The 22,708-nt window shown below is 32.5% G+C and carries 24 protein-coding genes; 13 read left to right on the top strand and 11 right to left on the bottom strand.

Annotation, left to right across the window (positions count from 1 at the left end; translation table 11 throughout):
• Positions 1–22: 22 nt before the first annotated feature.
• Both rpsR and rpsF read right to left on the bottom strand, forming a co-directional pair.
• Positions 23–319, bottom strand: coding sequence for a 30S ribosomal protein S18 (gene rpsR / locus BKM63_RS14895; RefSeq protein WP_002987043.1), 297 nt, complete (start codon positions 317–319; stop codon positions 23–25).
• 5 nt (positions 320–324) lie between these two features.
• Positions 325–666: a 30S ribosomal protein S6 gene (gene rpsF / locus BKM63_RS14890; protein WP_007810575.1), complete on the bottom strand. Its 342-nt coding sequence runs from the start codon at positions 664–666 to the stop codon at positions 325–327.
• A gap of 177 nt (positions 667–843) precedes the next feature.
• Between rpsF and BKM63_RS14885 the strand changes: the two genes are divergently transcribed.
• Complete coding sequence (locus BKM63_RS14885; RefSeq protein WP_071637338.1) at positions 844–1,539, top strand: LytR/AlgR family response regulator transcription factor; 696 nt, start codon at positions 844–846, stop codon at positions 1,537–1,539.
• Between the two features lie 3 nt (positions 1,540–1,542).
• Here the strand turns inward: BKM63_RS14885 and priA are convergent, their stop codons facing one another.
• The 5 genes from priA to nadC all read right to left on the bottom strand — a co-directional run bounded on the left by priA (position 1,543) and on the right by nadC (position 7,061).
• Positions 1,543–3,990: a replication restart helicase PriA gene (gene priA, locus BKM63_RS14880; RefSeq protein ID WP_071637337.1), complete on the bottom strand. Its 2,448-nt coding sequence runs from the start codon at positions 3,988–3,990 to the stop codon at positions 1,543–1,545.
• A gap of 24 nt (positions 3,991–4,014) precedes the next feature.
• Positions 4,015–4,761, bottom strand: coding sequence for a subclass B1 metallo-beta-lactamase (gene bla-B1-FLAV / locus BKM63_RS14875; protein ID WP_071637336.1), 747 nt, complete (start codon positions 4,759–4,761; stop codon positions 4,015–4,017).
• Between the two features lie 13 nt (positions 4,762–4,774).
• Complete coding sequence (locus BKM63_RS14870; protein ID WP_071637335.1) at positions 4,775–5,203, bottom strand: DUF2147 domain-containing protein; 429 nt, start codon at positions 5,201–5,203, stop codon at positions 4,775–4,777.
• Position 5,204: 1 nt separating this feature from the next.
• Complete coding sequence (locus BKM63_RS14865; RefSeq protein WP_071637334.1) at positions 5,205–6,128, bottom strand: YihY/virulence factor BrkB family protein; 924 nt, start codon at positions 6,126–6,128, stop codon at positions 5,205–5,207.
• Between the two features lie 75 nt (positions 6,129–6,203).
• Positions 6,204–7,061 carry a carboxylating nicotinate-nucleotide diphosphorylase gene (nadC, locus tag BKM63_RS14860; RefSeq protein ID WP_071637333.1) on the bottom strand — a complete coding sequence of 286 codons (858 nt, stop codon included), beginning with the start codon at positions 7,059–7,061 and terminating at the stop codon, positions 6,204–6,206.
• Positions 7,062–7,410: 349 nt separating this feature from the next.
• Here nadC and BKM63_RS14855 point away from each other — a divergent pair, with 349 nt between their 5' ends.
• From BKM63_RS14855 to rlmH, 7 genes are all read left to right on the top strand, one after another.
• Complete coding sequence (locus BKM63_RS14855; RefSeq protein ID WP_071637332.1) at positions 7,411–8,511, top strand: DNA alkylation repair protein; 1,101 nt, start codon at positions 7,411–7,413, stop codon at positions 8,509–8,511.
• Positions 8,512–8,768: 257 nt separating this feature from the next.
• Positions 8,769–9,650 carry a pirin family protein gene (locus BKM63_RS14850; protein WP_071637331.1) on the top strand — a complete coding sequence of 294 codons (882 nt, stop codon included), beginning with the start codon at positions 8,769–8,771 and terminating at the stop codon, positions 9,648–9,650.
• Between the two features lie 2 nt (positions 9,651–9,652).
• Positions 9,653–10,048, top strand: coding sequence for an OsmC family protein (locus BKM63_RS14845; protein WP_071637330.1), 396 nt, complete (start codon positions 9,653–9,655; stop codon positions 10,046–10,048).
• A gap of 6 nt (positions 10,049–10,054) precedes the next feature.
• The gene (locus BKM63_RS14840; protein WP_071637329.1) at positions 10,055–10,336 is read left to right on the top strand and encodes a GNAT family N-acetyltransferase; all 282 of its coding nucleotides are present in this window, start codon (positions 10,055–10,057) and stop codon (positions 10,334–10,336) included.
• Positions 10,337–10,572: 236 nt separating this feature from the next.
• Positions 10,573–11,988 carry an adenosine deaminase gene (locus BKM63_RS14835; protein WP_071637328.1) on the top strand — a complete coding sequence of 472 codons (1,416 nt, stop codon included), beginning with the start codon at positions 10,573–10,575 and terminating at the stop codon, positions 11,986–11,988.
• Between the two features lie 90 nt (positions 11,989–12,078).
• Positions 12,079–12,381: an antibiotic biosynthesis monooxygenase family protein gene (locus BKM63_RS14830; protein ID WP_071637327.1), complete on the top strand. Its 303-nt coding sequence runs from the start codon at positions 12,079–12,081 to the stop codon at positions 12,379–12,381.
• Between the two features lie 200 nt (positions 12,382–12,581).
• Positions 12,582–13,055 (top strand): 23S rRNA (pseudouridine(1915)-N(3))-methyltransferase RlmH, encoded by a 474-nt coding sequence (rlmH, locus tag BKM63_RS14825; protein ID WP_071637326.1) that lies wholly within the window; start codon positions 12,582–12,584, stop codon positions 13,053–13,055.
• Positions 13,056–13,095: 40 nt separating this feature from the next.
• On the opposite strand, the gene BKM63_RS14820 is transcribed toward rlmH, so the two are convergent.
• Positions 13,096–13,728 carry a hypothetical protein gene (locus tag BKM63_RS14820; RefSeq protein WP_071637325.1) on the bottom strand — a complete coding sequence of 211 codons (633 nt, stop codon included), beginning with the start codon at positions 13,726–13,728 and terminating at the stop codon, positions 13,096–13,098.
• A 39-nt stretch (positions 13,729–13,767) separates the two neighbouring features.
• Positions 13,768–14,592, bottom strand: a complete 825-nt coding sequence (gene folP / locus BKM63_RS14815; protein ID WP_071637384.1) for a dihydropteroate synthase — start codon at positions 14,590–14,592, stop codon at positions 13,768–13,770.
• A 284-nt stretch (positions 14,593–14,876) separates the two neighbouring features.
• Here folP and BKM63_RS14810 point away from each other — a divergent pair, with 284 nt between their 5' ends.
• The 5 genes from BKM63_RS14810 (at position 14,877) to tpiA (ending at position 19,100) form a co-directional block, all read left to right on the top strand.
• Complete coding sequence (locus tag BKM63_RS14810; RefSeq protein WP_053473476.1) at positions 14,877–15,419, top strand: DUF1599 domain-containing protein; 543 nt, start codon at positions 14,877–14,879, stop codon at positions 15,417–15,419.
• 85 nt (positions 15,420–15,504) lie between these two features.
• Positions 15,505–16,626: a BT_3928 family protein gene (locus BKM63_RS14805; protein ID WP_071637324.1), complete on the top strand. Its 1,122-nt coding sequence runs from the start codon at positions 15,505–15,507 to the stop codon at positions 16,624–16,626.
• A gap of 154 nt (positions 16,627–16,780) precedes the next feature.
• Entirely contained in the window at positions 16,781–17,449 is a 669-nt protein-coding gene (locus tag BKM63_RS14800) for a DUF2974 domain-containing protein (protein ID WP_071637323.1), read from the top strand.
• A 321-nt stretch (positions 17,450–17,770) separates the two neighbouring features.
• The gene (locus BKM63_RS14795) at positions 17,771–18,265 is read left to right on the top strand and encodes a TlpA family protein disulfide reductase (protein ID WP_071637322.1); all 495 of its coding nucleotides are present in this window, start codon (positions 17,771–17,773) and stop codon (positions 18,263–18,265) included.
• 82 nt (positions 18,266–18,347) lie between these two features.
• Positions 18,348–19,100 carry a triose-phosphate isomerase gene (tpiA, locus tag BKM63_RS14790; RefSeq protein WP_071637321.1) on the top strand — a complete coding sequence of 251 codons (753 nt, stop codon included), beginning with the start codon at positions 18,348–18,350 and terminating at the stop codon, positions 19,098–19,100.
• Positions 19,101–19,189: 89 nt separating this feature from the next.
• Here tpiA and BKM63_RS14785 read toward each other — a convergent pair whose 3' ends face one another.
• Both BKM63_RS14785 and BKM63_RS14780 read right to left on the bottom strand, forming a co-directional pair.
• Positions 19,190–21,526, bottom strand: coding sequence for a hypothetical protein (locus BKM63_RS14785; RefSeq protein ID WP_071637320.1), 2,337 nt, complete (start codon positions 21,524–21,526; stop codon positions 19,190–19,192).
• Positions 21,486–22,622 (bottom strand): hypothetical protein, encoded by a 1,137-nt coding sequence (locus BKM63_RS14780; protein WP_071637319.1) that lies wholly within the window; start codon positions 22,620–22,622, stop codon positions 21,486–21,488. The genes BKM63_RS14785 and BKM63_RS14780 overlap by 41 nt, the downstream gene beginning before the upstream one ends.
• Between the last annotated feature and the right edge of the window lie 86 nt (positions 22,623–22,708).

Below are 22,708 nucleotides of genomic sequence, written 5' to 3'. Positions count from 1 at the left end.
AACCAGCGACTAGAGTTTTTAATTATTTTAATAAATCGGCCACGTATGGCATTAAAGCTAAGTGACGAGCTCTTTTTACAGCTACAGAAACTTTTCTTTGGTATTTTAATGAAGTTCCAGTTAAACGACGAGGAAGAATTTTTCCTTGCTCATTAACGAATTTCAATAAGAAATCAGCATCTTTATAATCGATATATTTGATTCCTGATTTTTTGAAACGGCAATACTTTTTAGTTTTGTTAGTTTCAATGTTTAAAGGCGTTAAATATCTGATATCTCCGTCTTTTTTTCCTTTTGCAGATTGCTCTATTGTAGACATAATAATTAAGCTTTAGTAGATTTTAATTTTGCTCTTCTTCTCTCCGCCCATGAAATAGCATGCTTATCTAAACTTACAGTTAAGAAACGCATAACTCTTTCGTCACGTCTAAATTCAGTTTCAAAAGCAATTAGAACTTCTCCAGCTACTTTGAATTCGAATAAGTGATAAAAACCACTTTTTTTGTTTTGGATTTCGTAAGCCATTTTTTTAAGACCCCAATCCTCTTTCGATACCATTTCAGCTCCTCTACTAGTAAGAAATTCTTCAAATTTCGTTACTGTTTCCTTCACCTGAACCTCAGATAAAACGGGATTTAAAATGAAAACAGTTTCATAATGATTCATAAATAAAAAATTTATTTGTTAAAATTGGGTGCAAAAGTAACCATTATTTTTAAATATCCAACACATTTTTTCTTTTATTCGTCATAATGCAAAAAATATGCGCTCATTTTAGTTTTTTTTCCAAAAAAATAATACATTTACTACTGCTATCCTGAATTTATTCTAAATTTAAATGTTATGAAACTAAACTGTGTTGTTGTAGATGATAGTTCTATACAGAGGACAATTATTGCAAAATTAGTTAATAATCACCCAGGTTTGCACTTAATCGGGGATTTTTCTAATGCAATAGAAGCAAAAAGTTGTATCTCGCTAAATAATATCGACTTAATATTTCTTGATATAGAAATGCCGGTTATCAATGGCTTTGATTTTCTTGATGGTTTAAAATCTAAACCACAAATTATATTTATCACTTCTAAAGCTGAATATGCTTTAAAAGCTTTTGACTATGATGCCACAGATTACCTGCAAAAACCCATTGCCGTAGATCGTTTTAATGCTTCGGTAAAAAGGGCGATTGATATGCACTTGCTTAAAAAAGAAGTTAAAGAAGAAGAAGGCGAACATATTTTCATTAAAAGCAACCTTAAAAAACTTAAAATATTCACAGCCAAAATAAAATGGATTGAAGCTTTTGGAGATTACGTAAGAGTTGTTACCGAAGATGACAGCAATCTGGTGCTTTCTACAATGAAATCTTTTGAAAACGATTTATCAAAAGACAAATTCATTCGTGTACACAAATCGTACATCATCAATATCGATAAGGTAGAACGCTTTAATAGTAAATTTGCTGAAATTGGAATTACTAAAATTCCGCTTAGCCGAAATAAAAAAGAAGATTTAGTAAAAGCATTGTCAACGTCTTAATTTTTAATAAAAATCGACATTTACAACTACTTTTATAGCTCTGTACTGAGCAACAGCTTCAAAACTATTCAACATTTTCTGAATAGTTTTTTTTGTGTTTCCTAAGTGCAGGTTCTGCGGAATCTTAATCAAAATAGTCCTGATATATTCATTTCGAATTCTGCTGATTGCAGGTTCTTCAGGGCCCAGAACCGGCATATTCAAATTTTGGCTTAAAACCTGATACAGCCACATTGACCCTTCTTTCAGTTTATCAAATTCACGATGTTTGATCGTTAGCTTTATAATTCTAAAATAAGGCGGATACTTATAAATCTGTCTATCATACAATTGCTCCTTATACATACCTATATAATTATGATTTGTAACCTGCTGAATTGTATTATGATTTGGATTATAAGTCTGAATAACTACTTTTCCTTGTTTTTCAGATCTTCCTGCCCTTCCGGCAACTTGTGTCATCATTTGAAAACTGCGTTCAAAAGCTCTGAAATCAGGATGATGCAGCATATTATCGGCATTCATGATTCCAACCAGACTTACATTATCAAAATCCAAACCTTTGGCCAGCATTTGTGTTCCGACCAAAATATCTATTTCTCTGTTTTTGAATGTGTCTATGATTTTCTCAAAACCAAATTTTCCTCTGGTTGTATCCTGATCCATTCTTGCCGTTTTAGCTTTTGGGAAAAGCGACAGCAGTTCCTGCTCGATCTGCTCTGTACCAAAACCTTTAGTTGTTAAATCGATACTTGAACAACTATGGCAATGCGTAGGTTTTGCAATTGCATAACCGCAGTAATGACAGCGCAATTGGTTTTTAAATTTATGAAAAGTCAAACTCACATCGCACTGCTGGCAATGCGGCACGTGCCCGCAAGTAATACATTCTATTATAGGCGAATATCCCCTTCTGTTTTGAAACAAAATTACCTGCTCGCCCAAAGACAAGGCTTCTGCCATTTCTTCAATTAAAACATCACTAAAATGCCCCGTCATTCTTTTTCTGAAATGCTTGTCTTTTAAGTCGACCAAAACAACTTCAGGCATACGAACATTTTTATAACGCTCTGTAAGCGTAACTAAACCATATTTTTCGCTCTGTGTATTAAAATACGTTTCAATACTTGGAGTTGCTGATCCCAACAACACTTTGGCATTATGAAAATTAGCCAAAACAATAGCAGCATCTCTGGCGTGATATCTTGGCGCAGGATCTGTCTGCTTAAAAGTCTGCTCATGCTCTTCATCAACAATCAGCAAACCTAAATCATTGAAAGGCAAAAACAAGGCCGACCTTGCTCCTATCACAATTTGTGCTTTTTCTGAATTTTCGAGTGTTTGTCTCCAAACCTCAACTCTTTCATTATTACTATATTTAGAATGAAAAACCGCTACCTTATCTCCAAAATGAAGTCGCAAACGGGAAACCAATTGTGTTGTAAGTGCAATTTCAGGAAGCAGATACAAAACCTGTCTTCCTGTCTGAAGATATTCTTCAATAAGTTTAATATAGATTTCGGTTTTTCCGCTTGAAGTTACCCCGTGAAGCAGGCAAACTTCTTTCTCTGAAAAACTCTCCTTAATAGCAGTAAAAGCGTTTTCCTGTGCTTCACTGAGCTGTAATTCTTTTTCTGATTTCTCCCCATTAAACGAAATACGATCCTGCTGTAAAAGATATTCTTCCAGGATTTCATTTTTAACCAAAGTTTTAATGACAGCCGGCGTAGAACCCGAAACCTCAACCAATTTCTTAACGGAAACCGGCTTTTTTTCTGAAGCACTGATTTGAAAATAAGCTAAAACAATTTCTTTTTGCTTATCATTTTTTAAAATATCCAGCAAACTTCCCAAACCCTGGTCTGTTTCGTATTTTGAATGCAATTTCACATACTTTACCAGTTTTGGCTTGTAGCTTTCTTTTATTTCTTCTTCTAAAACAATAATGTCTTTTGCTATTAATTTTTGAAGAATAGGCAGAATATTTTTCTTATTTAAAATTGAAGCAATTTCCTGAACTTTAAGCGAACTTTGATGCTGGAGTGCCTCATAAATCAAAAATTCATCATCAGAAAGTTCAGAATCGTTAACAACGACTTCCGGTTTATGCGAAACAATGGTTTCACTTTCTAATAATAATCCTGTTGGGAAAGCTCCCCGATAGACATCACCAATACCACACATATAATAATTAGCCACCCAAAGCCAGTGCTTAATCTGAATTTCGGTCGCAATTGGTTTTTCATCTAAAATTTGATGAATTTCTTTGGCATCATATAAAGTTGGAGCATTTTCATGTATATCTAAAACAAGCGCTGTATATATTTTACTTTTACCAAAAGGCACCGCTACACGCATTCCTTTTTTAATAAAATGGAATTCGGCCTCAGAAACACGATACGTAAAAGTTTTTGCTAAGGAAAGCGGTAAAATGACTTCGATAAAAAACATGCAGCTATATATATGAGTGGAAAATTATTTTTTCCCTGAAGGTTTTTGAGCCAGATACTCATCAACCAATTTTAAAGTATGATTTAAGGATTCTGTATTAGTCCAGTCATCATGTCCTGGAATAATATAGATTGGATTTTTAAATTTCGATTGAACTTTTTTGATTGATTTTTTCCACTCTTTTACGTCAGAATCTCCCAAATAGCCAAGATCTTTAGCGTCGGCACTTTTAATAAAACAAGCTCCGTAAAGTACTTTTTCTTTAGCAAACCAAGCTACAATATTATCTGATGCATGCCCTTTTCCCGGATAATAAACCTCAAAAGTATGCTGTCCTACGGTAAAAGTTGTATCATTCGGAATTATAAATGCAGCTCTTGGCTTTTTCTCTTTTTTAAGAATATCGTCTGTTAACTTAATTGAATACGTTTTGATTCCTTTTTTTCTATAAAAATCAAACCCTCCTGCACGATCATCATGAGAATGTGTTGCAAAAAGCATAATAACTTCTTTATTATGTTTTGCTTTTATACTATCTAATAAGGGCTGAAACTGAGTTTCGTCCCAAGGTGCATCAAACAAAACGACACCTTTATCTGTAACCAAATACAGGGCATTAGCAGAAATCAAGGTTCCTTTATAATCATGAAATGTTTTATAAACATAAAAGTCACCTGTAAGATGACTTATTGGTAATGGCGAATTCTTAGATTGTCCAAAACTATTTGAAACTAATACTAAGAATAAAATTATCGAAGCTAATTTTCGCATGTATTATTTTAATTTAATTTTTCGCTCTTGTCCAGTATTGTGTTCTTCCCATAATTGAGATTCCTACATAACCGCGAAGTTTTAATTTATCTGCAGATTCTAATGAAATATAACATTTGTATTTTTTACCGCTTGTAGGATCTAAAATTGTTCCGCCGTTATATTCCGAACCATCTTTTTTAAGACCGTTAATAATAACCATTCCTAAAATAGGTTTGTTTTTTTCTGCTCCGTCACATTTAGTGCAAACATCTTTTTTATGACTCTCGCGAAGTATTTCAACAACCTTCCCGTATATTTTCCCAGACTTTTCGTAAATCTCTACAACAGACTTCGCCTCGCCTGTTTCATCGTCGATTGTTTTCCATTTTCCAATAACACTTTGGCTTTGCATGGTCAGGGCAAAGAAGAACACTCCGATAGTCAGCATCAAATTTTTCATATTATTTTTCTTTTTTTTGTTTTAATTTTCTGATAGAAGCATTCAATTCGAACCCTAAAAGCAGAATCATACAGTTTATCCAAATATAAAACATTAGAATTAATAATGTTCCAATAGAACCATAAAGTTCGTTATATTTTGAGAATTTTATAACCCAAATCCCAAAAAAGAACGAAGATATAACAATTAAGATCGTTGTAAAAACAGATCCAATGCTTATAAAAGGCACTTTATTGTACTGTTTTGTACCATAACGCAATAATATTGAAGATGTTATCAAAATCATCAAAATAACGAACAAATATCGTCCTAAAATAATCAGCGGTATGCGGTCGCTTAATACATCCTGAATGATTGTTTTTTGAATAAAAACCTCAAAAACAACAATTGTTGCCACCGTTACAAACAATATTACCGTCATAACAAGGGAAATTGCCAGGGCTACTAAATACTGTCTAAAAAAACCCCGCTTATCAAAAACATGTTTAGACGATTCAAATCCACTCAATATACCATTTATACCATTTGCCATCAAAAAAATAGAAAGCAAAAATCCAGAGGATAACAAGCCCGAATGACTATTATTTAAAATATCGCTGATAATTTTATTTATTGCATCGTAGGTATTGGGAGGAACACTCTGCTGCACGAACTGCAGAAAATCTTCCTGAAAATTATCAATAGGGATAAACGGAATTAAGTTTAAAATAAATAAGGCAAAAGGAAATAAAGCCATGAAAAAGCTAAAAGAAACCGCACTGGCATGATAGGAAAATGCACCTTCAAGAATGCCTAAGGTGTACATTTCAAGTAAATCATACAAAGAAAATCCCTCTAACCAAGGGAGTTTTATTCTTTTAAAAAGTCGGGCTATATTGCGTATTAAAGGCAATTTTTCAATCCGGTCTTCTATCTCTTTCGACATATTTTTAGATTTTTAGACTTCTTAGAGGTTAGACTTTGCTTTTTAAATTAATTATTGATCATTTACAATAATAATTTAAAAAGCTTTCAAACTCAAATCCATGTTGTAAACAGAATGCGTTAAAGCACCTGATGAAATATAATTTACACCGCACAAAGCATATTCACGAACTGTTTTTTCGTTAATATTCCCAGAAGATTCAGTCTGGCATTTAGTACCAATCAAATTTACTGCGGTTTTGGTATCTTCATAATTAAAGTTATCAATCAGGATTCTGTGAACGCCGTCGCTTAGTAAAATTTCTCTAATTTCATCCAGATTGCGGGCTTCAACGATAATTTTCAGATCCAGATTATTTTCCTTTAAATATTCTTTCGTTTTTGAAATAGCACGAGTAATACCGCCTGCAAAATCAATATGATTATCTTTCAGCATGACCATATCGTAAAGTGCAAAACGATGATTCTCTCCTCCTCCTATTTTCACGGCCCATTTTTCAGCTACTCTAAAATTTGGTGTTGTTTTGCGTGTATCCAATATTTTAGCATTTGTTCCTTCTAGCAGCTGCATCAAATAATTTGTTTTTGTTGCAATCGCAGACATACGCTGCATGGTGTTTAAAACCACTCTTTCTGCCTTTAAAATTGACTGCGAACTTCCCGAAATTTCAAAAACAACTTCACCATATTCTACATGAGTTCCGTCTTCGATAAAAGTTTTTACTTTTAATTTTGGATCAACGTGTTCAAATATCATTTTAGCAAGTTCAACACCGGCAATTATTCCCTGATCTTTTACCAATAATTTTGCCTGGCCATGAGCAGTATCCGGAATACACGCAAGCGAACTGTAATCGCCTGGTCCGACATCTTCTCTAATAGCATTACTTATTAAAAGTTGTAATTCTGCTTGAAATTGAGCTTCACTTATCATTTTTGTATTTTTAATAATATGCTAAATTAGGATATATTTTATGGATTTGAAAGTTTACTTTCTGTGAAAAATTTATTAAGAGTCAAAATCATATTTCAATGATAATTGAAACACTTATTTTTTTTAACACATAGAAGAATAGCAATTAACTTTCTTTAAAAGGCGTTTTCACTTGCATGAATTACCATAGCTTCCGCAATCAGCGATATCATAAAATCTAGATTTTTTTTTAAATGACCTTTATATATAATTTTAAAATTCTATGTTTTTATCTGTTTAAAACTTCATACCCAAACTATAATTTTATTACAAACATTAAATACCTTTGAGGTTCAATCAAGCAAATTTTATGGGATTAATTAAAGATATTTACTCGGTTTCTTTTTACGAAAAATTTAGTCAGGCTGTGGCCGAAGTGCATCCGGCATTCGACAAACAAAAATTTATAGAAGCCATTTACGAAGGAGATTTTGCTCAAAAAGAATGGAAAGAAAGAATGAAACATACTACAGTTGTGTTACATCAATTTATGCCTCAAAATTTTCCCGAAGCCGTTTTTTTAATCGATAAAATCATCAAAAACCTAAAGAAAAACAATTTTACAGACGGCAATCTGGCTTTTATTTTCTTTGCTGATTATATCGAAATGTACGGTTTAGACGATTTTAAAACTTCGGCGAAAGCCTTTGTTTCTATAACGCAGTTTATAAGCTGTGAATTTGCCGTTCGTCCTTTTATTTTAAAATACAAAGAACAAATGATTGCCGAGATGATCAAGTGGTTATTACATGAAAATCATCATGTGCGAAGATTAGCCAGTGAAGGTTCACGCCCAAGATTACCGTGGGCAATGGCGATTCCGTTTCTTAAAAAAGACCCAGCTTCCATACTCCCCATTTTAGAAAATCTAAAAAACGACCCTTCAGAATATGTCCGAAGAAGCGTTGCCAATAACCTAAATGATATTGCAAAAGATAATCCGCAGATTGTGTTAGAAATCGCTAATAAATGGAAAGGACAAAGCAAAGAAACTGACGGAATTATAAAACACGGCTGCCGCACTTTATTAAAGCAAGGCCATCCTGAAATTTTAAGTCATTATGGTTTAGAAAGCACCAATATTGAACTTTCTTCCTTCGAAATTAAAACACCAATCGTGAAAATTGGAGATTATCTGCAATTTCATTTTCACTTAAACAATAAAAACGAAGAACCTAAAACCGTTCGTTTAGAATATGCCGTTCATTACAAGAAATCAAAAGGGCATTTGGCAAAAAAAGTTTTCAAAATAAGTGAAAAAATCTATCCGCCAAATCAGTTAACCAAGATCGAAAGAAACCAATCTTTTAAATTAATTACCACTCGTGTTTTTCATACAGGAGTTCATCAATTATCGATTATCATAAATGGAACTGAAAGTGAGGTTTTAGAGTTCGAACTCACAAACTAATATTTTAAACACATAGAAACATAGCTTTAAAAACCAAAAAAAGACGTTTCTCTCATTTTAAAACACATAGCTATGTGTGAGAAACTAGTTTCTTTTCATATTCTTTTATTACACAAACCTAAAATCTATGTTTCTATGTGTTTAAAATCCTTATTTTTATATCTCAAAAAAAACAAAAACAACCTTTCTTAATCTAAATTAAGTTACAGATCTGTATCGCAGCTGTAATTTTGTATTCAAATCAAAACAAAATAATCATGTCAAATATTAGTTTAATTATCGAAGAACGTGCTGCCAATATTGGCAACTTTATGGTAGGCCGATTATTGCCTTTTCGCGAAAAAAGAGCTGTTGGTCCATTTGTTTTTATCGATCACATGGGACCTGCGCATTTAAGTGACCATGAAAATATGGACGTTCCGCCGCATCCGCATATCGGACTTTCGACTCTTACTTTTTTGTTTGAAGGAAGCATTATGCACCGCGACAGTTTAGGAACCGAACTGGAAATAAAACCCGGTGCTGTAAACTGGATGACAGCCGGAAAAGGAATCGTACATTCTGAAAGAACTCCTGAATATTTAAGACATTCAGACAAAATGCTTCACGGATTACAGATTTGGGTAGCGCTTCCAAAAGAATTAGAACAAATGGATCCGAATTTTACCCACGTAGAAGCCGATGATATTCCGGCTTGGGAAGAGGACGGAGTTTCATATAAACTAATTGCCGGAGAAGCTTTTGGCAAAAAATCACCGGTTCCTGTTTATAGCCCGTTGTATTTTATTGAAATTAAAAGTAAAGAGGCTAAAAAAATCAATATCGGACATCATTTATTCGGCGAAAGCGGTTTGTATATATTAGAAGGAAGCATTAAAAGCGGTGAACACGTTTACGATCCCAAACAAATTTTAATTACAAACGACAGTACACTTTGTGAGTTTGAAATTGCAGAGAATTCTACAGTTTACATCTTTGGAGGACAGCCATTTCCTGAAGAACATTTTATCTTTTGGAATTTCGTTTCTTCGGATAAAAATCTCATCGAAAAAGCAAAAAAAGACTGGACAGAACAGACTTTTCCTAAAGTTCCGGGTGAAACAGAATTTGTTCCATTACCTGAACCAAGAATCAAATAAATATGGATACAATCTCAGCAAAAATAGATACACGTTTGTATCGAACGGAAATAACATCAGCCAGCGGCAATATTGTAATCGCTGATGAACCTCAGGAAATGGGAGGCAAAAACTTAGGGTTTAGTCCATCAGAACTTTTAGCATCTTCATTAGCTTCATGCACATTAATTACACTTAGAATGTACATTAATCGTAAACAATGGGATGTCTCTGAAATAAACATAAAAATAGATTTTCAAAGAGATGCTGAACAAAATATATCACATTTTAACAGAAAAATTGAAGTTATAGGAGAAGTCGACGACAAGCAAAGACAACGACTTGAAACCATTGCAAATAGCTGCCCCATTCATAAAACATTAACAAACACAATAGAAATCAAAACCACATTAATATAAATTATCATGGAAATCAAACAAATAAACGATACAAGAAGAGGTTATTTTGAAGCAGTAGAAGACGGAAAACAAGCCGGAAAAATGACTTATACCTGGGCGGGAGATTCAAAATTCATCATAGATCACACCGAAGTTAACGAAGAATTTAATGGAAAAGGGGTTGGAAAAAAACTGGTTATGGCCGCTGTAGAATATGCCAGAACCAACAATCTAAAAATTATTCCGCTTTGTCCTTTTGCAAAAAGTGTTTTTGATAAGGTAGAGGAAATTCATGATGTACTTTCTTAAGATACTAAGGTTCTGAGATCCTAAGATTCTAAGTTTTTTTTAACCGCAAAGAGCGCAAAGAATTACGCAAAGTTCGCAAAGTTTTTTTAGGCAAAGCTTTGCGAACTTTGCGTTTGTATTAGGTTTGGCATATAATAAAACCTTGCGTTCTTTGCGGTAAAAAATCACGACAATGAAATTGAATTTTCAAATTTCCGCAGAAACTCGTATATTTGCGCGTAATTTAATCTTAGAGTATGACAAGAATAATTACACTTTTCTGCATTTTTATAGCACAAATCAGCTTTTCTCAATCGGCTGAGAGTTATTTAGAAAAAATCAGAAATAACGAAGCTCTCTTAACTGCTTTTTTTCAACAGATGCCAAAAGGAGGCGATTTACACCACCATTTTTCAGGATCTGTTTATGCAGAACCTCTTTTAGAAAGAGCTATTGCAGAAGATTTTTATTTGAATTTGGAAACTATGGCGGTTTCGAAAACAAAACCTGCAAAAGGAAACTGGCAAACGTTCTCTTCTCTTAAAAATGACGAAAAACTGGAATATTACCAACAGCAGATCATGCAGACTTGGTCGGTTAAAGATTATAATGGTTCTGTTCCTTCTGATGATCAGTTTTTTGACTCTTTTATGAAATTTGAACCTACTATTAAAGGTCATTTTGCAGAAGGAATGCTGGAATTAAAAAAACGTGCCATTGCCGAAAATGTATCTTATATCGAAACACAATTATCAACAATTCCGTGTGATATGAATGTTTCAGATTTGAATGATTTCAACACAAAACTTCGTCAGGCTTCTATTCAAAAAGATGAAAAAACAGTTCTAAAACTTTTAGATGAATTGTATAATGCAATTCAGAAAAAAGATGCTAAAAAATATGCGGATGATTTCAATAACAACTTCCTGGCAAAACTTCATAAAGATTTAAAAATTGACGATGAGCGTTTTACAATGCGTTATCAAAACTTTGTGCTGCGCTTTATGGAACCGGTAGATTTGTTTAAAAATCTGGTAATTGCTTTTATTTCATCTAACGAAAGTAAATTAACTGCCGGAGTAAATATAGTTTCTCCCGAACATGGAGAAAATTCAATGAAAGATTACTGGCTTCACATGGTGATGTTCAAGTACTGCCACTCTAAATTTCCAGAGGTAAAATACACCCTTCACGCAGGCGAACTCACTTTAGGTTTGGTTCAGCCCGAAGATTTAACATGGCATATAAATGACGCGATTTATATTGCAGGTGCTAAAAGAATTGGTCACGGAGTTGACATTGCTTACGAAGCAAATTCGTATGATTTATTGAAATATATGTCTAAAAACAATATTCCCATTGAGATTAATTTAGTGAGTAACGAATTTATTTTGAAAGTAAAAGAAAACAGACATCCGTTTACACTTTACAAAGAATTTAATGTGCCAATTGTAATCAGTACAGACGACGCCGGAATTTTGAGAAGCAATATGACTGAACAATATGTTTTGTTAGCCAAAAGATATCAGGACGTTTCGTATGCAACTATAAAACAATACGTTTACAACAGTATTAATTATAGTTTTATTCAGGATGAAGCGGTTAAAAAACAATTAACAAAAGATCTTGATAATAGATTTAAGACTTTTGAAGCGAAGTTTTCCAAAAACTAGTACAAATAAAAATCTGCCAGATCTGCTAAATCTGCGGGTAAAAAAATACTCTCGAAGATTTGGCAGATTAAGCAGATAAAATTCATTGATATGATTTTAGAAGCAGTATTTCTTTTCATAAAGCCAGAATTAGCCAATCAATTTGAAGCTGATTTTGCAAAAGCAAGTCAGTATATTTCATCAATCGAAGGCTATTTAGGACACCGTTTAGAGAAATGCCTGGAAGTCCAAAACAAATATCTTTTATTGGTCGATTGGAATATACTGGAAGATCATACAGTAGGATTTAGAACTTCTGAAGCTTATCTGGAATGGAAAAAGATTTTACATCAATATTACGAACCTTTTCCTGTTGTAGAACATTTCGAAACTGTTTTTGAAAATAAAAAATAGTATACAGATTAAAGGATTGCACTTAAATTAACATATAGAAACATAGATTTTTTTATGCAGCTTAATTAAGATTACAAAAAAAGCAAGCTTTCAAACCTAGCTATGTTTGTTTAAATAAGTGAAACGCCTTTTTAAAGACAAAGAAAAACTATGTTTTTATGTGTTTAAAACCTTTTAATGTGATTGCAAAAAAATAACTAATGAACATCAAACTTATCGCCATAGGCAAAACAGATAACAAGTCATTGCAGACTTTGATTGACGATTACACCAAACGTTTGTCATTTTACATCAAATTTGATTTGGAGATTATTCCCGATATCAAAAACGTAAAAAACCTATCCGAAAGTCAGCAAAAGGAAAAAGAAGGAGAATTGATTCTGTCTAAACTTTCGCCAACAGATCAATTGATTTTACTGGATGAAAACGGAAAAAACTTCTCCAGCGTTGGTTTCTCAGAAGAACTCCAAAAGAAAATGAATTCTGGTGTAAAAACGCTGGTTTTTGTAATTGGCGGACCTTACGGATTTTCTGAAACGGTTTATAAAAAAGCGCAGGGAAAAGTTTCGCTTTCGCTGATGACATTTTCGCATCAAATGGTTCGCTTATTTTTTATCGAACAATTGTATAGAGGATTTACGATTTTAAGGAATGAACCTTATCACCATCAGTAATTTTTTGTTTCTTTTGTTTCAGGTTTTCTTGTTTCAAATTTTACAAGATAAATTCTACAGGAAGCCTGTCTAGATTATAAGTCACCTCTTTTTGCAGTAGAATTTTGTACTGAATGTATTCTTCATAACTCATGTTTTTATCAAATACAAATACTAAATTTGGTACTTTTTCAAATTTTATACTATAAAAATATTTTAGTATTTCTGATATTTTAATTTCCTTATTTCCCATAAAAACCTGTTTCTTTCCTTTCGCAAAATAAACCACGAAATTCCCTTTGTCAGGTCTGTCCAATTTATAATAGACTTTTGTGAAAGGAACAAAAGCTAAATTCTTTCCAACAGAATCTGCATAAGAATAGTAATTCTCGGCATTTTCGTTTTTATGGGCGCTGTCGGCTCGCTTTTTTTCCTGTAATTTCATTACTTCCGGAATTACCAATTTCAAAGGCAGACGTTTGTCGATATTGAAAATCCAATTCGTCGAAATAATACTGCTTTTTCGGTTTACTTCTGCAATAGTATCTTTTCCTTCGGTTTTAAAAAAGATGTAAATTGGCGAAAGATCTTGTACGTCTTTTACAATTGTAATGTTTGATTTTGGAAGTAAAACATCTTCTTTTTTTCCGCAGGAGAAAAAGAGAAGAGTTACAAGTATAGAAAAGTATTTCATGCTTTTTTATTTTTTTTAATGCAAAGTTTGTCATTTATATTAAAACTTCATTTTCTCAAACAAAGCCACACATTCCACCGCTTCTTTCACATCATGAACACGAAGAATTTTAGCGCCTTTTGTCAATGCAATAGTGTTTAAAAATGTTGTTCCGTTTAAAGCTTCTTGCGGTGTAATATCCAGTGTTTTATAAATCATTGATTTTCTCGAAATTCCTGCTAAAACAGGCAATTCTAAAACATTAAAAAGCTCCATTTTCTGCATAACTTCATAATTCTGGTCGGTTGTTTTTGCGAATCCAAAACCAGGATCTAAGATCAAATCGTTGATTCCTAAAGCTCTCGCTTTTCTAACTTTTTCAGAAAAATAAAAAAGTATTTCTTTTACTATATCTTCATATTCCGCCAAACTCTGCATCGTCTGCGGATTGCCTCGCATGTGCATCATAATGTACGGCACATTGTACTTTGCAATAACCTCAAACATTTTGTCGTCTAATTCACCGGCTGCAATATCGTTTATAATAGCTGCACCGCTTTCTATACTTGCTTTTGCAACCTCAGCTCTAAAAGTATCAATTGACAATAATGCTTCTGGAAAATGCTTTAAAATCAATTCTATCGCTGGAACAATTCGGTCGATTTCTTCTTGTTCAGACACAAATTCGGCACTCGGTTTGCTGGAATAGGCCCCAATATCAATAAATGCCGCGCCTTCAGACAGCATTTTATCTACCTGAGAAATAATCTCGTCTTCATTTTTATATTTTCCGCCGTCAAAGAAAGAATTAGGCGTTACATTCAAAATCCCCATTACTTTAGGAATCGATAAATCTATAAGCTCGCCTTTGCAGTTAATTGTCATCTGTTTTGTCATTTTTGTTTCAGGTTTCAGGTTGCCTCAGATTGCGTAACTTCTGAAACCTGAAATTTCTTCTTTTTATAATTTGATGTTTCAGGTCAATACAGATTACGCAAGTTCTTCAACTTGAAACCAAAAAAACCTGAAACCTGAAACCTTTTCTTAGTTTCAAAAATCACCGTTAACACTTTGTTTAGAAAAAACTTGAAACAAAGAAAACCTGAAACTTGAAACTCTTTAATTTAATCCTTATTTTTGAAAAAATTTAAGCAAATATACAGCAATAAATGAAGAATACTTCCCTTGAATTTGATAATGTAATTACGGTTTGCCGCACCTTATTTATCAATAAAATGAAAGATTACGGCAGTGCATGGAGAATCTTAAGACTTCCGTCATTGACCGATCAAATTTTCATAAAAGCACAAAGAATCAGAAGTTTGCAGGAAAATGATGTTCGTAAAGTTGACGAAGATGAAAAAGGAGAATTTATCGGAATCATCAATTATTCTATCATGGCTTTGATTCAACTGGAATTAGGAGTTGTAGATCAGCCGGATTTAGATGTAGAAAAAGCAACCGAATTATATGACGCTAAAGTAAAGTTAACCAAAGACTTAATGGAAGCCAAAAATCATGATTACGGCGAAGCGTGGCGTGATATGCGCGTGAGCTCCTTAACAGATTTGATTTTGCAAAAATTACTTCGAGTAAAGCAAATCGAAGACAATAAAGGCCTGACTTTAGTTTCTGAAGGAATTGACGCTAATTATCAGGATATGATTAATTATTCTGTTTTCGCCTTAATTTTAAACCCCATCAATAAATAGAAATTCCAAAAAATAAATTCCAAATTCCAATATTAAACTTTGGAATTTGGGAATTTAATAAATTGGAATTTAAATAAATCTTCCTATGAAAAATATCATTACTCAATTTTCCCGAATATTTGTCGGTGTATTATTTATCATTTCCGGATTAATAAAATTAAACGACCCGGTTGGTTTCTCTTATAAACTGGCCGAATATTTCAGCGAGCCGGTTTTCAATATGCCATTTTTAGAGCCTTTTGCTTTAGGATTAGCCATTTTCTTAGTGATTTTTGAAGTTGTTCTGGGAGTAATGTTATTGGTTGGATACAAAACAAAAACGACCATTTGGGCTTTATTGCTTTTAATCGTTTTCTTTACCTTCCTTACCTTCTACTCTGCTTATTTTGACGTAGTAAAAGATTGCGGTTGTTTTGGTGATGCACTGCATTTAACTCCGTGGCAGTCCTTTACAAAAGATGTTGTTTTATTGTTCTTTATCTTGATTTTATTCATCAATCAAAGATTAATAAAACCATTATTTTCAACGCCAAAAACCAACTTTGCAGTTTACGTAAGTGTTGTTCTATGTGCTTTTATGGCTGTTTGGGTTTTAAATCATAATCCGATAAAAGATTTCCGTCCGTATAAAGTGGGAACTAATATCGAGAAAGGAATGGAAATCCCGGAAGGCGCTCCAAAATCAGTGGTTGAAATGATTTTCATTTACAAAGTAAACGGCGTTGACAAAGAGTTTACCGAAAAAGATTTAATGAATATCCCGGAAGGCGCAACTTTTGTTGATAGAAAAGATAAAGTAATTTCAGAAGGATATGTACCGCCAATTCACGATTTTACAATGACAAAAGACGATTCTGATTATAAAGAAGAATTGTTGAAAGAGCCAAAATTACTTGTTTTTATTACTTACGATTTAAGCAAATCTGAACCAGCCGGAATGAAAAAGCTGGCTAAAGTTACAGCAGATGCTAAAGCTAAAGGTTATAAAATTATTGCGATGACAGCTTCAGGAGCGGATGAAATTGCAAAAGCTAAAAAAGAATATAACTTAGATGTTGATTTCTATTTCTGCGATGCAACGGCTTTAAAAACAGTTGAAAGAGCGAATCCAAGTATTGTAGTAATACAAAAAGGAACTATCGTTCAGAAATTACATTATAATGATGTAGATGATTTGAAATTATCAGACGTTGCTTATAGTCTTTAAAACAATAAAACCCTAAAAAAAACGCCAATAATCTAAATAGAATATTGGCGTTTTTTTTGTTTGGATACTATTTCTGAATTAAAAAAATAAGCGAACAGAAGCACAAATTATTTTTCTTACATTTGATACAAATCATCACGATACCAAATTTATTATGAAACACTTTCAAAGATTTTTCTTTACATTTTTATTTACTGTATCTCTTGTTTTCATGGCTTTTAGCCAAGAAAAAACAAATAACCAAGACCAACGATACATATTCTTTTTCCACAATAAATTTGTTGAAGAAAATGATTTAAGCGTTGTGCATCCTGAATATGGCAAAGCCGAATACAATGAAATTATAAACTCTTTTAAAAAAGAAAATTTTATTGTTTTTAGTGAAAAAAGAAAGAAAAACACAAATGCAGCTGACTATGCAGAAAAAGTTGTAAAACAAATTAAATCACTTATAAAAAAAGGAATTAAGCCTAACAAAATAACCGTAATTGGAACTTCAAAAGGCGGTTATATTGCACAATATGTTTCGACATATTTAGCCAATCCAGATGTCAATTTTGTTTTTATCGGATGTTTTCAGGATTCTGATATAAAACAAATTCCGGATATTAATTTCTGCGGCAACATTTTGACTATTTACGAAAAATCAGATATTTATGGTGTTTCCGCGATTAAAAGAAAAGAAACTTCAAAACTCAAAATAAATCATTTTAAAGAAATTGAACTGAACACCAATTTAAAACATGGTTTTCTATATAAAGCGTTAGATGAATGGATTGTTCCTTGCAAAAAATGGGCAAATGGAAATTATGAATTAAAATAAAAATTCCGCAGTATAAAAAGTCTTCGATAAATTAAATTATGGAAGACTTTTTTCGTTGCCATCTGACGTTTTTTTGCTTCTAAAATTACTCTTCAAATCAAAAATTCGATCCTTTTTTCTACTTCAAAAAGACAGATTCAAAAAAAGACAGGATTTTACACCCAACTATTACGATTTCATTCCGGTTTTTCTAACCCAAAACCCTTGTTTTGTTACAAAATAAACGAGTCTTCAAATTTTGTTAATCTGCATTTGGCTTTCAATTTGTTTGTTTAACTTTGTGAATTCAGTACTTAATTATTAAAATAATTTAATTTAGATATGAAACAAATTGCCTTAGTTGTAATTGCATTTATTACTTTTTCATGTTCGCAAGCTCAAAAAACAAGTTTTTCTAAAGAAGCTTTATCTGAGAAATTATTAGCTGCTGATGGAAGTCAGGTTGCTTTTAAAAACATTTTAAAAAAATACAAAGGAAAAACTTTGGTTATCGAGGTTTGGGCATCTTGGTGTGGGGACTGCGTAAAAGCGATGCCAAAACTAAAAGAATTACAAGCTAACAATCCTGATGTTTCTTATTTATTCCTTTCTGCAGATAAAACTGCTGAAAAATGGAAAGCCGGAATCGAAAAACACGAATTAAAAGGTGATCATTTTATGATGAATGACGGTATGAAAGGTGTTTTTGGAAAAGCAATAGATTTAGACTGGATTCCGAGATATATTATTGTGGACAAAACAGGAAAAATTGTTTTGTACAGAGCGATAGAAACAGATTTTGATAAAATCAATGAAACTTTAAAAGGTTTAAAATAATTTTTAATAAAAATATCAATGTCAAAAATCAATTTGAGTTTTGACTATACTTCAATAAAACAAAAAAATAAAAACTACCAAAATGAGAAAAAAGATTGTTGCAGGAAACTGGAAAATGCATAAAAATGCCGGACAAACTGAAGAATTATTAAACGAATTAATCACAAAAATACCAGCACAAACAACTGCACAAGTAATTGTGGCACCAACATTTGTAAACTTACAAGCTGCTGCTGCAAAATTAAAAAATACAACAATTGGAGTTTCTGCTCAAAACGTTCACCAGGCTGAAGGCGGAGCTTTTACAGGAGAAATTTCTGCAGATATGTTAACAAGCATTGGTGTAAACACTGTAATTTTAGGCCACTCTGAGCGTCGCGCTATTTTTCACGAAACAGATGCATTAATCGCAAACAAAGTTGATACAGCTTTAAAACATGACATGACTGTAATTTTCTGTTTTGGAGAAGAATTAAAAGATCGTCAATCAGGAAATCATTTCAATATTGTTGAGAATCAATTACGCGACGGGTTATTCCACATTGCAAAAGAATCTTGGGCAAAAGTGGTTTTAGCTTATGAGCCGGTTTGGGCAATTGGAACCGGAGAAACTGCTTCGCCAGAACAAGCTCAGGAAATGCACGAATTTATCAGAGAAACTATCCGTAAGGCTTTTGGAGCTGAAATCGCTGATGAAGTTTCTATTTTATACGGCGGTTCTGTAAAACCAGAAAACGCTAAAGAAATTTTCGGTAAACCAGACGTAGACGGCGGTTTAATTGGAGGTGCTGCTCTAAAAGCTGATGACTTCTTGGCAATTGTAACAGCTATCTAATTTTAGATTTTACTTATAAAAAAAAGCGTTCGCACAGCGAACGCTTTTTTTATGTCTTTACTTTTCCAACTTCCGACTTCAGACAAAACCTAGTTAATAAATGATTTCAAAAGCGGACAATTGTACTTTTTGAAAACTGGCGTCGTTTTATACACCGAATAAAAATTAAACAGCTCCCTTCCTGCTTTAAAGGGATTTTTTTCTTCTTCTTCCGCAGAAACTAAGCTCGCATAATGATCGTAATAACTGCATTCAAAAATCATTAAACTTGCCATTGCTTTTTCGTTATTATTTTTTGACATTTTAAGTGCTTTTTCATAATACGTTTTGGCCATTTTTAAATTGTAATAATTTCCATTTTGGTATTTCTTTTCATTCTCGGTATTATCACCGTAAACATAATCTGTATATGATTCTCCTGATGTCCAGTCATAAGCCGACATCATCCAGGAATTACCCAAATACGATACATTAAAATAAGCGTGTGCCAATTGCAGGTTACTGCTTGCTGTATTTTGCTTTTTCAACTGAATCAGTTTAGCAATAAATTCTGTTTTATTAAAATGGTAATCAAATTTACGTTCTTTATCATTTTGAAGAATTTTAGGTATGAACGGATTTTCATTTAAATAACTTTTAAACTCATAATTCTTGTCCCAGAAATCTTTTGGCATACTTGAAAAGGTTTCATAAGCCAATTCTAAATTGTTGTTTCTAAAAGCGATAGTTCCTTTTAAATCTTTGTAATAATTAATATTAGGCGCAATAGTTCCTGAACAAATATATTTTTCAAATGATGTTTTATCTGTTTTCTGTTGTAAAGCAATCAACTGATTAACATCTTCAATAGCTGCATTTCGATCAAAATAGCCTATATAACTATAAAAATAAGGATTACTGTAAGATGAATATCCGCCATCATTTTTAATATCAGATTTCATGGATAACAGACCGGCTGTAACGATATCTCCTTTTTTATGAAACTCATTACTCGCGATTCGATATAAACTGTACAAGTTTTTAAACAATCCATGATCTGTTTCTACTAAATTTTCTACCGAATTAAAATAAGTATAAAGCTTATTTTGAACTTTCTCATTCTTTACATCATCTTGTTTCAAAGAAACTAAAGCCAGCTGTATATTTTTTTGCATCTGAATTGAAGCATTGGCCTTATCTGAAATCATATTGGCATATTTTTTCCCTTCGTCAATTTGGTCATCAATAAAACAAAGCTGTGCAATTGCGGCGGTAATATAATCCTTTTGCTCTCCTGAAGTCTGCTCACGAATTGAAATCAAAAAATATTCTAATTCTCTTAAATACAAAATATCTTTATTGAAGTTTTCTTCTTTTGCTTTGGCATAATTCTCATACCAATTTGTATCGCTAAAAGTTACTGACGGGGTTCCGTTATTTGTGTATTGAGGTGTAAAAATCCAATCTTCAAGCTTATTAACTTCTCGTCCTATTAAAAAACTCAAAAACAAACTATTCGGACTTAATCCATACATCTCCTGAATCGTTTTTAAATCAGGTGCCGGATTTCGAAGACTTTCGATAGCCAAAATCACACTTCTTTCTTCATCATTTTGAGCCAAAGCCAAAGTTTCAACAGTTAGTTTCCTGTTGTAGTTTTGTAAAACTGCAAATGATTTTTCTTCGCAGGTATTAAAAACTTTACTCAGTAAATAATTTTGCAAAACGCGATCCTCAACACACAAAGCTTTATAATACAAAGCCCAAGGTTCTAAAACCGTATTCTTATTTTCAGAAAAATAAGTATCATAAAGTTTGATAACTTCATTTTTATCCTGACTGTAAAAACTGTATCTTAAAATTAAAAAGGCATAACGCTGTTTTAAAAAAGGATCTTTTGTCGTTTTGATTCTTTTTTCAAAATTATCCAAATCAGCTAATTGATGATTTTCGCTGTTATAACCAATTTGTCCCCAAGATTCCCATTTAACATCAGTATTACTATTGTATTCCAGCTTTTTGGCAAATACAATATAATTTAGAAATGCTTTATTTTTTGGCAGCAATAAAGTTTTTACAAAACTATTTTTAGAGAATATTTTATCGAGTGATTTGTTTTCATAAGCCGTTTCAAATTGCTCTGAATCTGTTTCGTATAAAATAGAATATACATCCTCAGTATTAATTTGATTTCCTAACTTTTTCTTCCATTCCAAACAGTTCAACTGCTTATCAGCGTCGGAAATCGTATTAGTGGCATAATAATTATCTGCTGAGTAATAAAATGGCGTCAGCTTAAAAAAGCCTTGACGCTGTGCTTTAAACAAAGCCAGACGACTTGTTTCGGGCGAAACGCTCCATCCGCAGGCAAACGAAACCTGAACGCTTAAAACTAAAAGTAAACTCTTAAAAGTTCGCATAATAATTGGAGATATTTTCGGTTCCATAATCGTTGATATATTTTTTATCAAAAGAGAAAAAAGTCACTCTCGTCTGATTGTCTATTTGAATTTTGTTTTTGATAATCGAAATCATTTTATCGAGTTCATCGCCAGAAATTTTCTCGATTCTAATTTCATCACCATTTCGCAAATAAGTCTGTCCGGCTAAAACATCATCCTGCAAAATATATTTTGTATCAGAAATTTTCTTCAGCTTAATACTGTCATTCAGTAATTGGTCATAATCTGATAAAATTCCCTTAAACTGATTTCCCCTAAAAGCAACTGCCCAGCTGTACAATGGCAAAGCAATATCCAATTTAAGTTTATAATCACTATGCGAAATATATTGTGCCAGTTCTTCGCTTGTACCAATTGAATTTTTGGTCTGAAAATCGTCTGGCTTTGTGATATTATAACACATCAACAAACCTTTATCAACTGGCGGAATTCCAGCTTTTGTAGCATATTTATACTGCCACAGCCTGATTGTTGCGGTTATTTTGGCTGATGGAAACTGACTTTTAATCTGTTTTAAGAGATAGAAATAATTTTTCTGAGATTTTTCGGTCCAGTCGCAGTCAATTAAAATTTCTTTAAAATCAACTTTTAGTTTTGCTGCTTCAATAGACTTAACCGAATCATAATTTAAACGTTTGTAATTCTCCTGTTTATAATAATCTTTTGGGTATACAATATTAGAAGTAATACGTTCGGCCTTTGTATCGTTCATTTTTTTTCCTATTTGTTCTATTCTTTTTGCCATTCTTACTGCAAGACTGTCCAATTGTTTTTTATCAGACTTCAAAACAACTTCATTGGTAATAAAAATACTTGGGGTAATATCAAGATTACTTTCATTTAAAGAAATACTTCCAATAGTCGCAACAGGAAGCGGTTCTTTTGAGTACGGATTATAATCGACATCAAAAAAACGAACATACAGATGTTTTACATCTAATTTCTGAATAAGAGAATCTTCTTCTTTTTGAAAATATAAATCGGTTTTCCAATAACAAAACGAGCGGATTACTTCGTGTTCGTTTTCGCAGCTCCCTGAACTCAAAACCACAAAGAGTAAAATAAAAACTAGATTTTTCATATTTTAAAAATTCCTTACAAATTCAATTCAAAATTAACATTAATAAATCTAAGGATGTTGATTATTTATAAACAACTTTTACTTTG

This window comes from Flavobacterium johnsoniae, assembly GCF_001879205.1.
Taxonomy (GTDB): Bacteria; Bacteroidota; Bacteroidia; order Flavobacteriales; family Flavobacteriaceae; genus Flavobacterium; species Flavobacterium johnsoniae_A.
This window is presented reverse-complemented; position numbering and strand designations above follow the sequence as displayed.

What these genes read in the sequence shown, in the direction of transcription:
- BKM63_RS14800 (WP_071637323.1), top strand. Translation starts at nt 16,781, where the DNA reads ATGAAACACTTTCAAAGATTTTTCTTTACATTTTTATTTACTGTATCT.
- BKM63_RS14855 (WP_071637332.1), top strand. Translation starts at nt 7,411, where the DNA reads ATGGGATTAATTAAAGATATTTACTCGGTTTCTTTTTACGAAAAATTT.
- folP (WP_071637384.1), bottom strand. Translation starts at nt 14,592, where the DNA reads ATGACAATTAACTGCAAAGGCGAGCTTATAGATTTATCGATTCCTAAA.
- BKM63_RS14820 (WP_071637325.1), bottom strand. Translation starts at nt 13,728, where the DNA reads ATGAAATACTTTTCTATACTTGTAACTCTTCTCTTTTTCTCCTGCGGA.
- BKM63_RS14865 (WP_071637334.1), bottom strand. Translation starts at nt 6,128, where the DNA reads ATGTCGAAAGAGATAGAAGACCGGATTGAAAAATTGCCTTTAATACGC.
- nadC (WP_071637333.1), bottom strand. Translation starts at nt 7,061, where the DNA reads ATGATAAGTGAAGCTCAATTTCAAGCAGAATTACAACTTTTAATAAGT.
- BKM63_RS14830 (WP_071637327.1), top strand. Translation starts at nt 12,079, where the DNA reads ATGATTTTAGAAGCAGTATTTCTTTTCATAAAGCCAGAATTAGCCAAT.
- BKM63_RS14840 (WP_071637329.1), top strand. Translation starts at nt 10,055, where the DNA reads ATGGAAATCAAACAAATAAACGATACAAGAAGAGGTTATTTTGAAGCA.
- BKM63_RS14805 (WP_071637324.1), top strand. Translation starts at nt 15,505, where the DNA reads ATGAAAAATATCATTACTCAATTTTCCCGAATATTTGTCGGTGTATTA.
- rpsF (WP_007810575.1), bottom strand. Translation starts at nt 666, where the DNA reads ATGAATCATTATGAAACTGTTTTCATTTTAAATCCCGTTTTATCTGAG.
- tpiA (WP_071637321.1), top strand. Translation starts at nt 18,348, where the DNA reads ATGAGAAAAAAGATTGTTGCAGGAAACTGGAAAATGCATAAAAATGCC.
- rpsR (WP_002987043.1), bottom strand. Translation starts at nt 319, where the DNA reads ATGTCTACAATAGAGCAATCTGCAAAAGGAAAAAAAGACGGAGATATC.
- rlmH (WP_071637326.1), top strand. Translation starts at nt 12,582, where the DNA reads ATGAACATCAAACTTATCGCCATAGGCAAAACAGATAACAAGTCATTG.
- BKM63_RS14795 (WP_071637322.1), top strand. Translation starts at nt 17,771, where the DNA reads ATGAAACAAATTGCCTTAGTTGTAATTGCATTTATTACTTTTTCATGT.
- BKM63_RS14885 (WP_071637338.1), top strand. Translation starts at nt 844, where the DNA reads ATGAAACTAAACTGTGTTGTTGTAGATGATAGTTCTATACAGAGGACA.
- bla-B1-FLAV (WP_071637336.1), bottom strand. Translation starts at nt 4,761, where the DNA reads ATGCGAAAATTAGCTTCGATAATTTTATTCTTAGTATTAGTTTCAAAT.
- BKM63_RS14870 (WP_071637335.1), bottom strand. Translation starts at nt 5,203, where the DNA reads ATGAAAAATTTGATGCTGACTATCGGAGTGTTCTTCTTTGCCCTGACC.
- BKM63_RS14810 (WP_053473476.1), top strand. Translation starts at nt 14,877, where the DNA reads ATGAAGAATACTTCCCTTGAATTTGATAATGTAATTACGGTTTGCCGC.
- BKM63_RS14845 (WP_071637330.1), top strand. Translation starts at nt 9,653, where the DNA reads ATGGATACAATCTCAGCAAAAATAGATACACGTTTGTATCGAACGGAA.
- BKM63_RS14780 (WP_071637319.1), bottom strand. Translation starts at nt 22,622, where the DNA reads ATGAAAAATCTAGTTTTTATTTTACTCTTTGTGGTTTTGAGTTCAGGG.
- BKM63_RS14785 (WP_071637320.1), bottom strand. Translation starts at nt 21,526, where the DNA reads ATGGAACCGAAAATATCTCCAATTATTATGCGAACTTTTAAGAGTTTA.
- BKM63_RS14835 (WP_071637328.1), top strand. Translation starts at nt 10,573, where the DNA reads ATGACAAGAATAATTACACTTTTCTGCATTTTTATAGCACAAATCAGC.
- priA (WP_071637337.1), bottom strand. Translation starts at nt 3,990, where the DNA reads ATGTTTTTTATCGAAGTCATTTTACCGCTTTCCTTAGCAAAAACTTTT.
- BKM63_RS14850 (WP_071637331.1), top strand. Translation starts at nt 8,769, where the DNA reads ATGTCAAATATTAGTTTAATTATCGAAGAACGTGCTGCCAATATTGGC.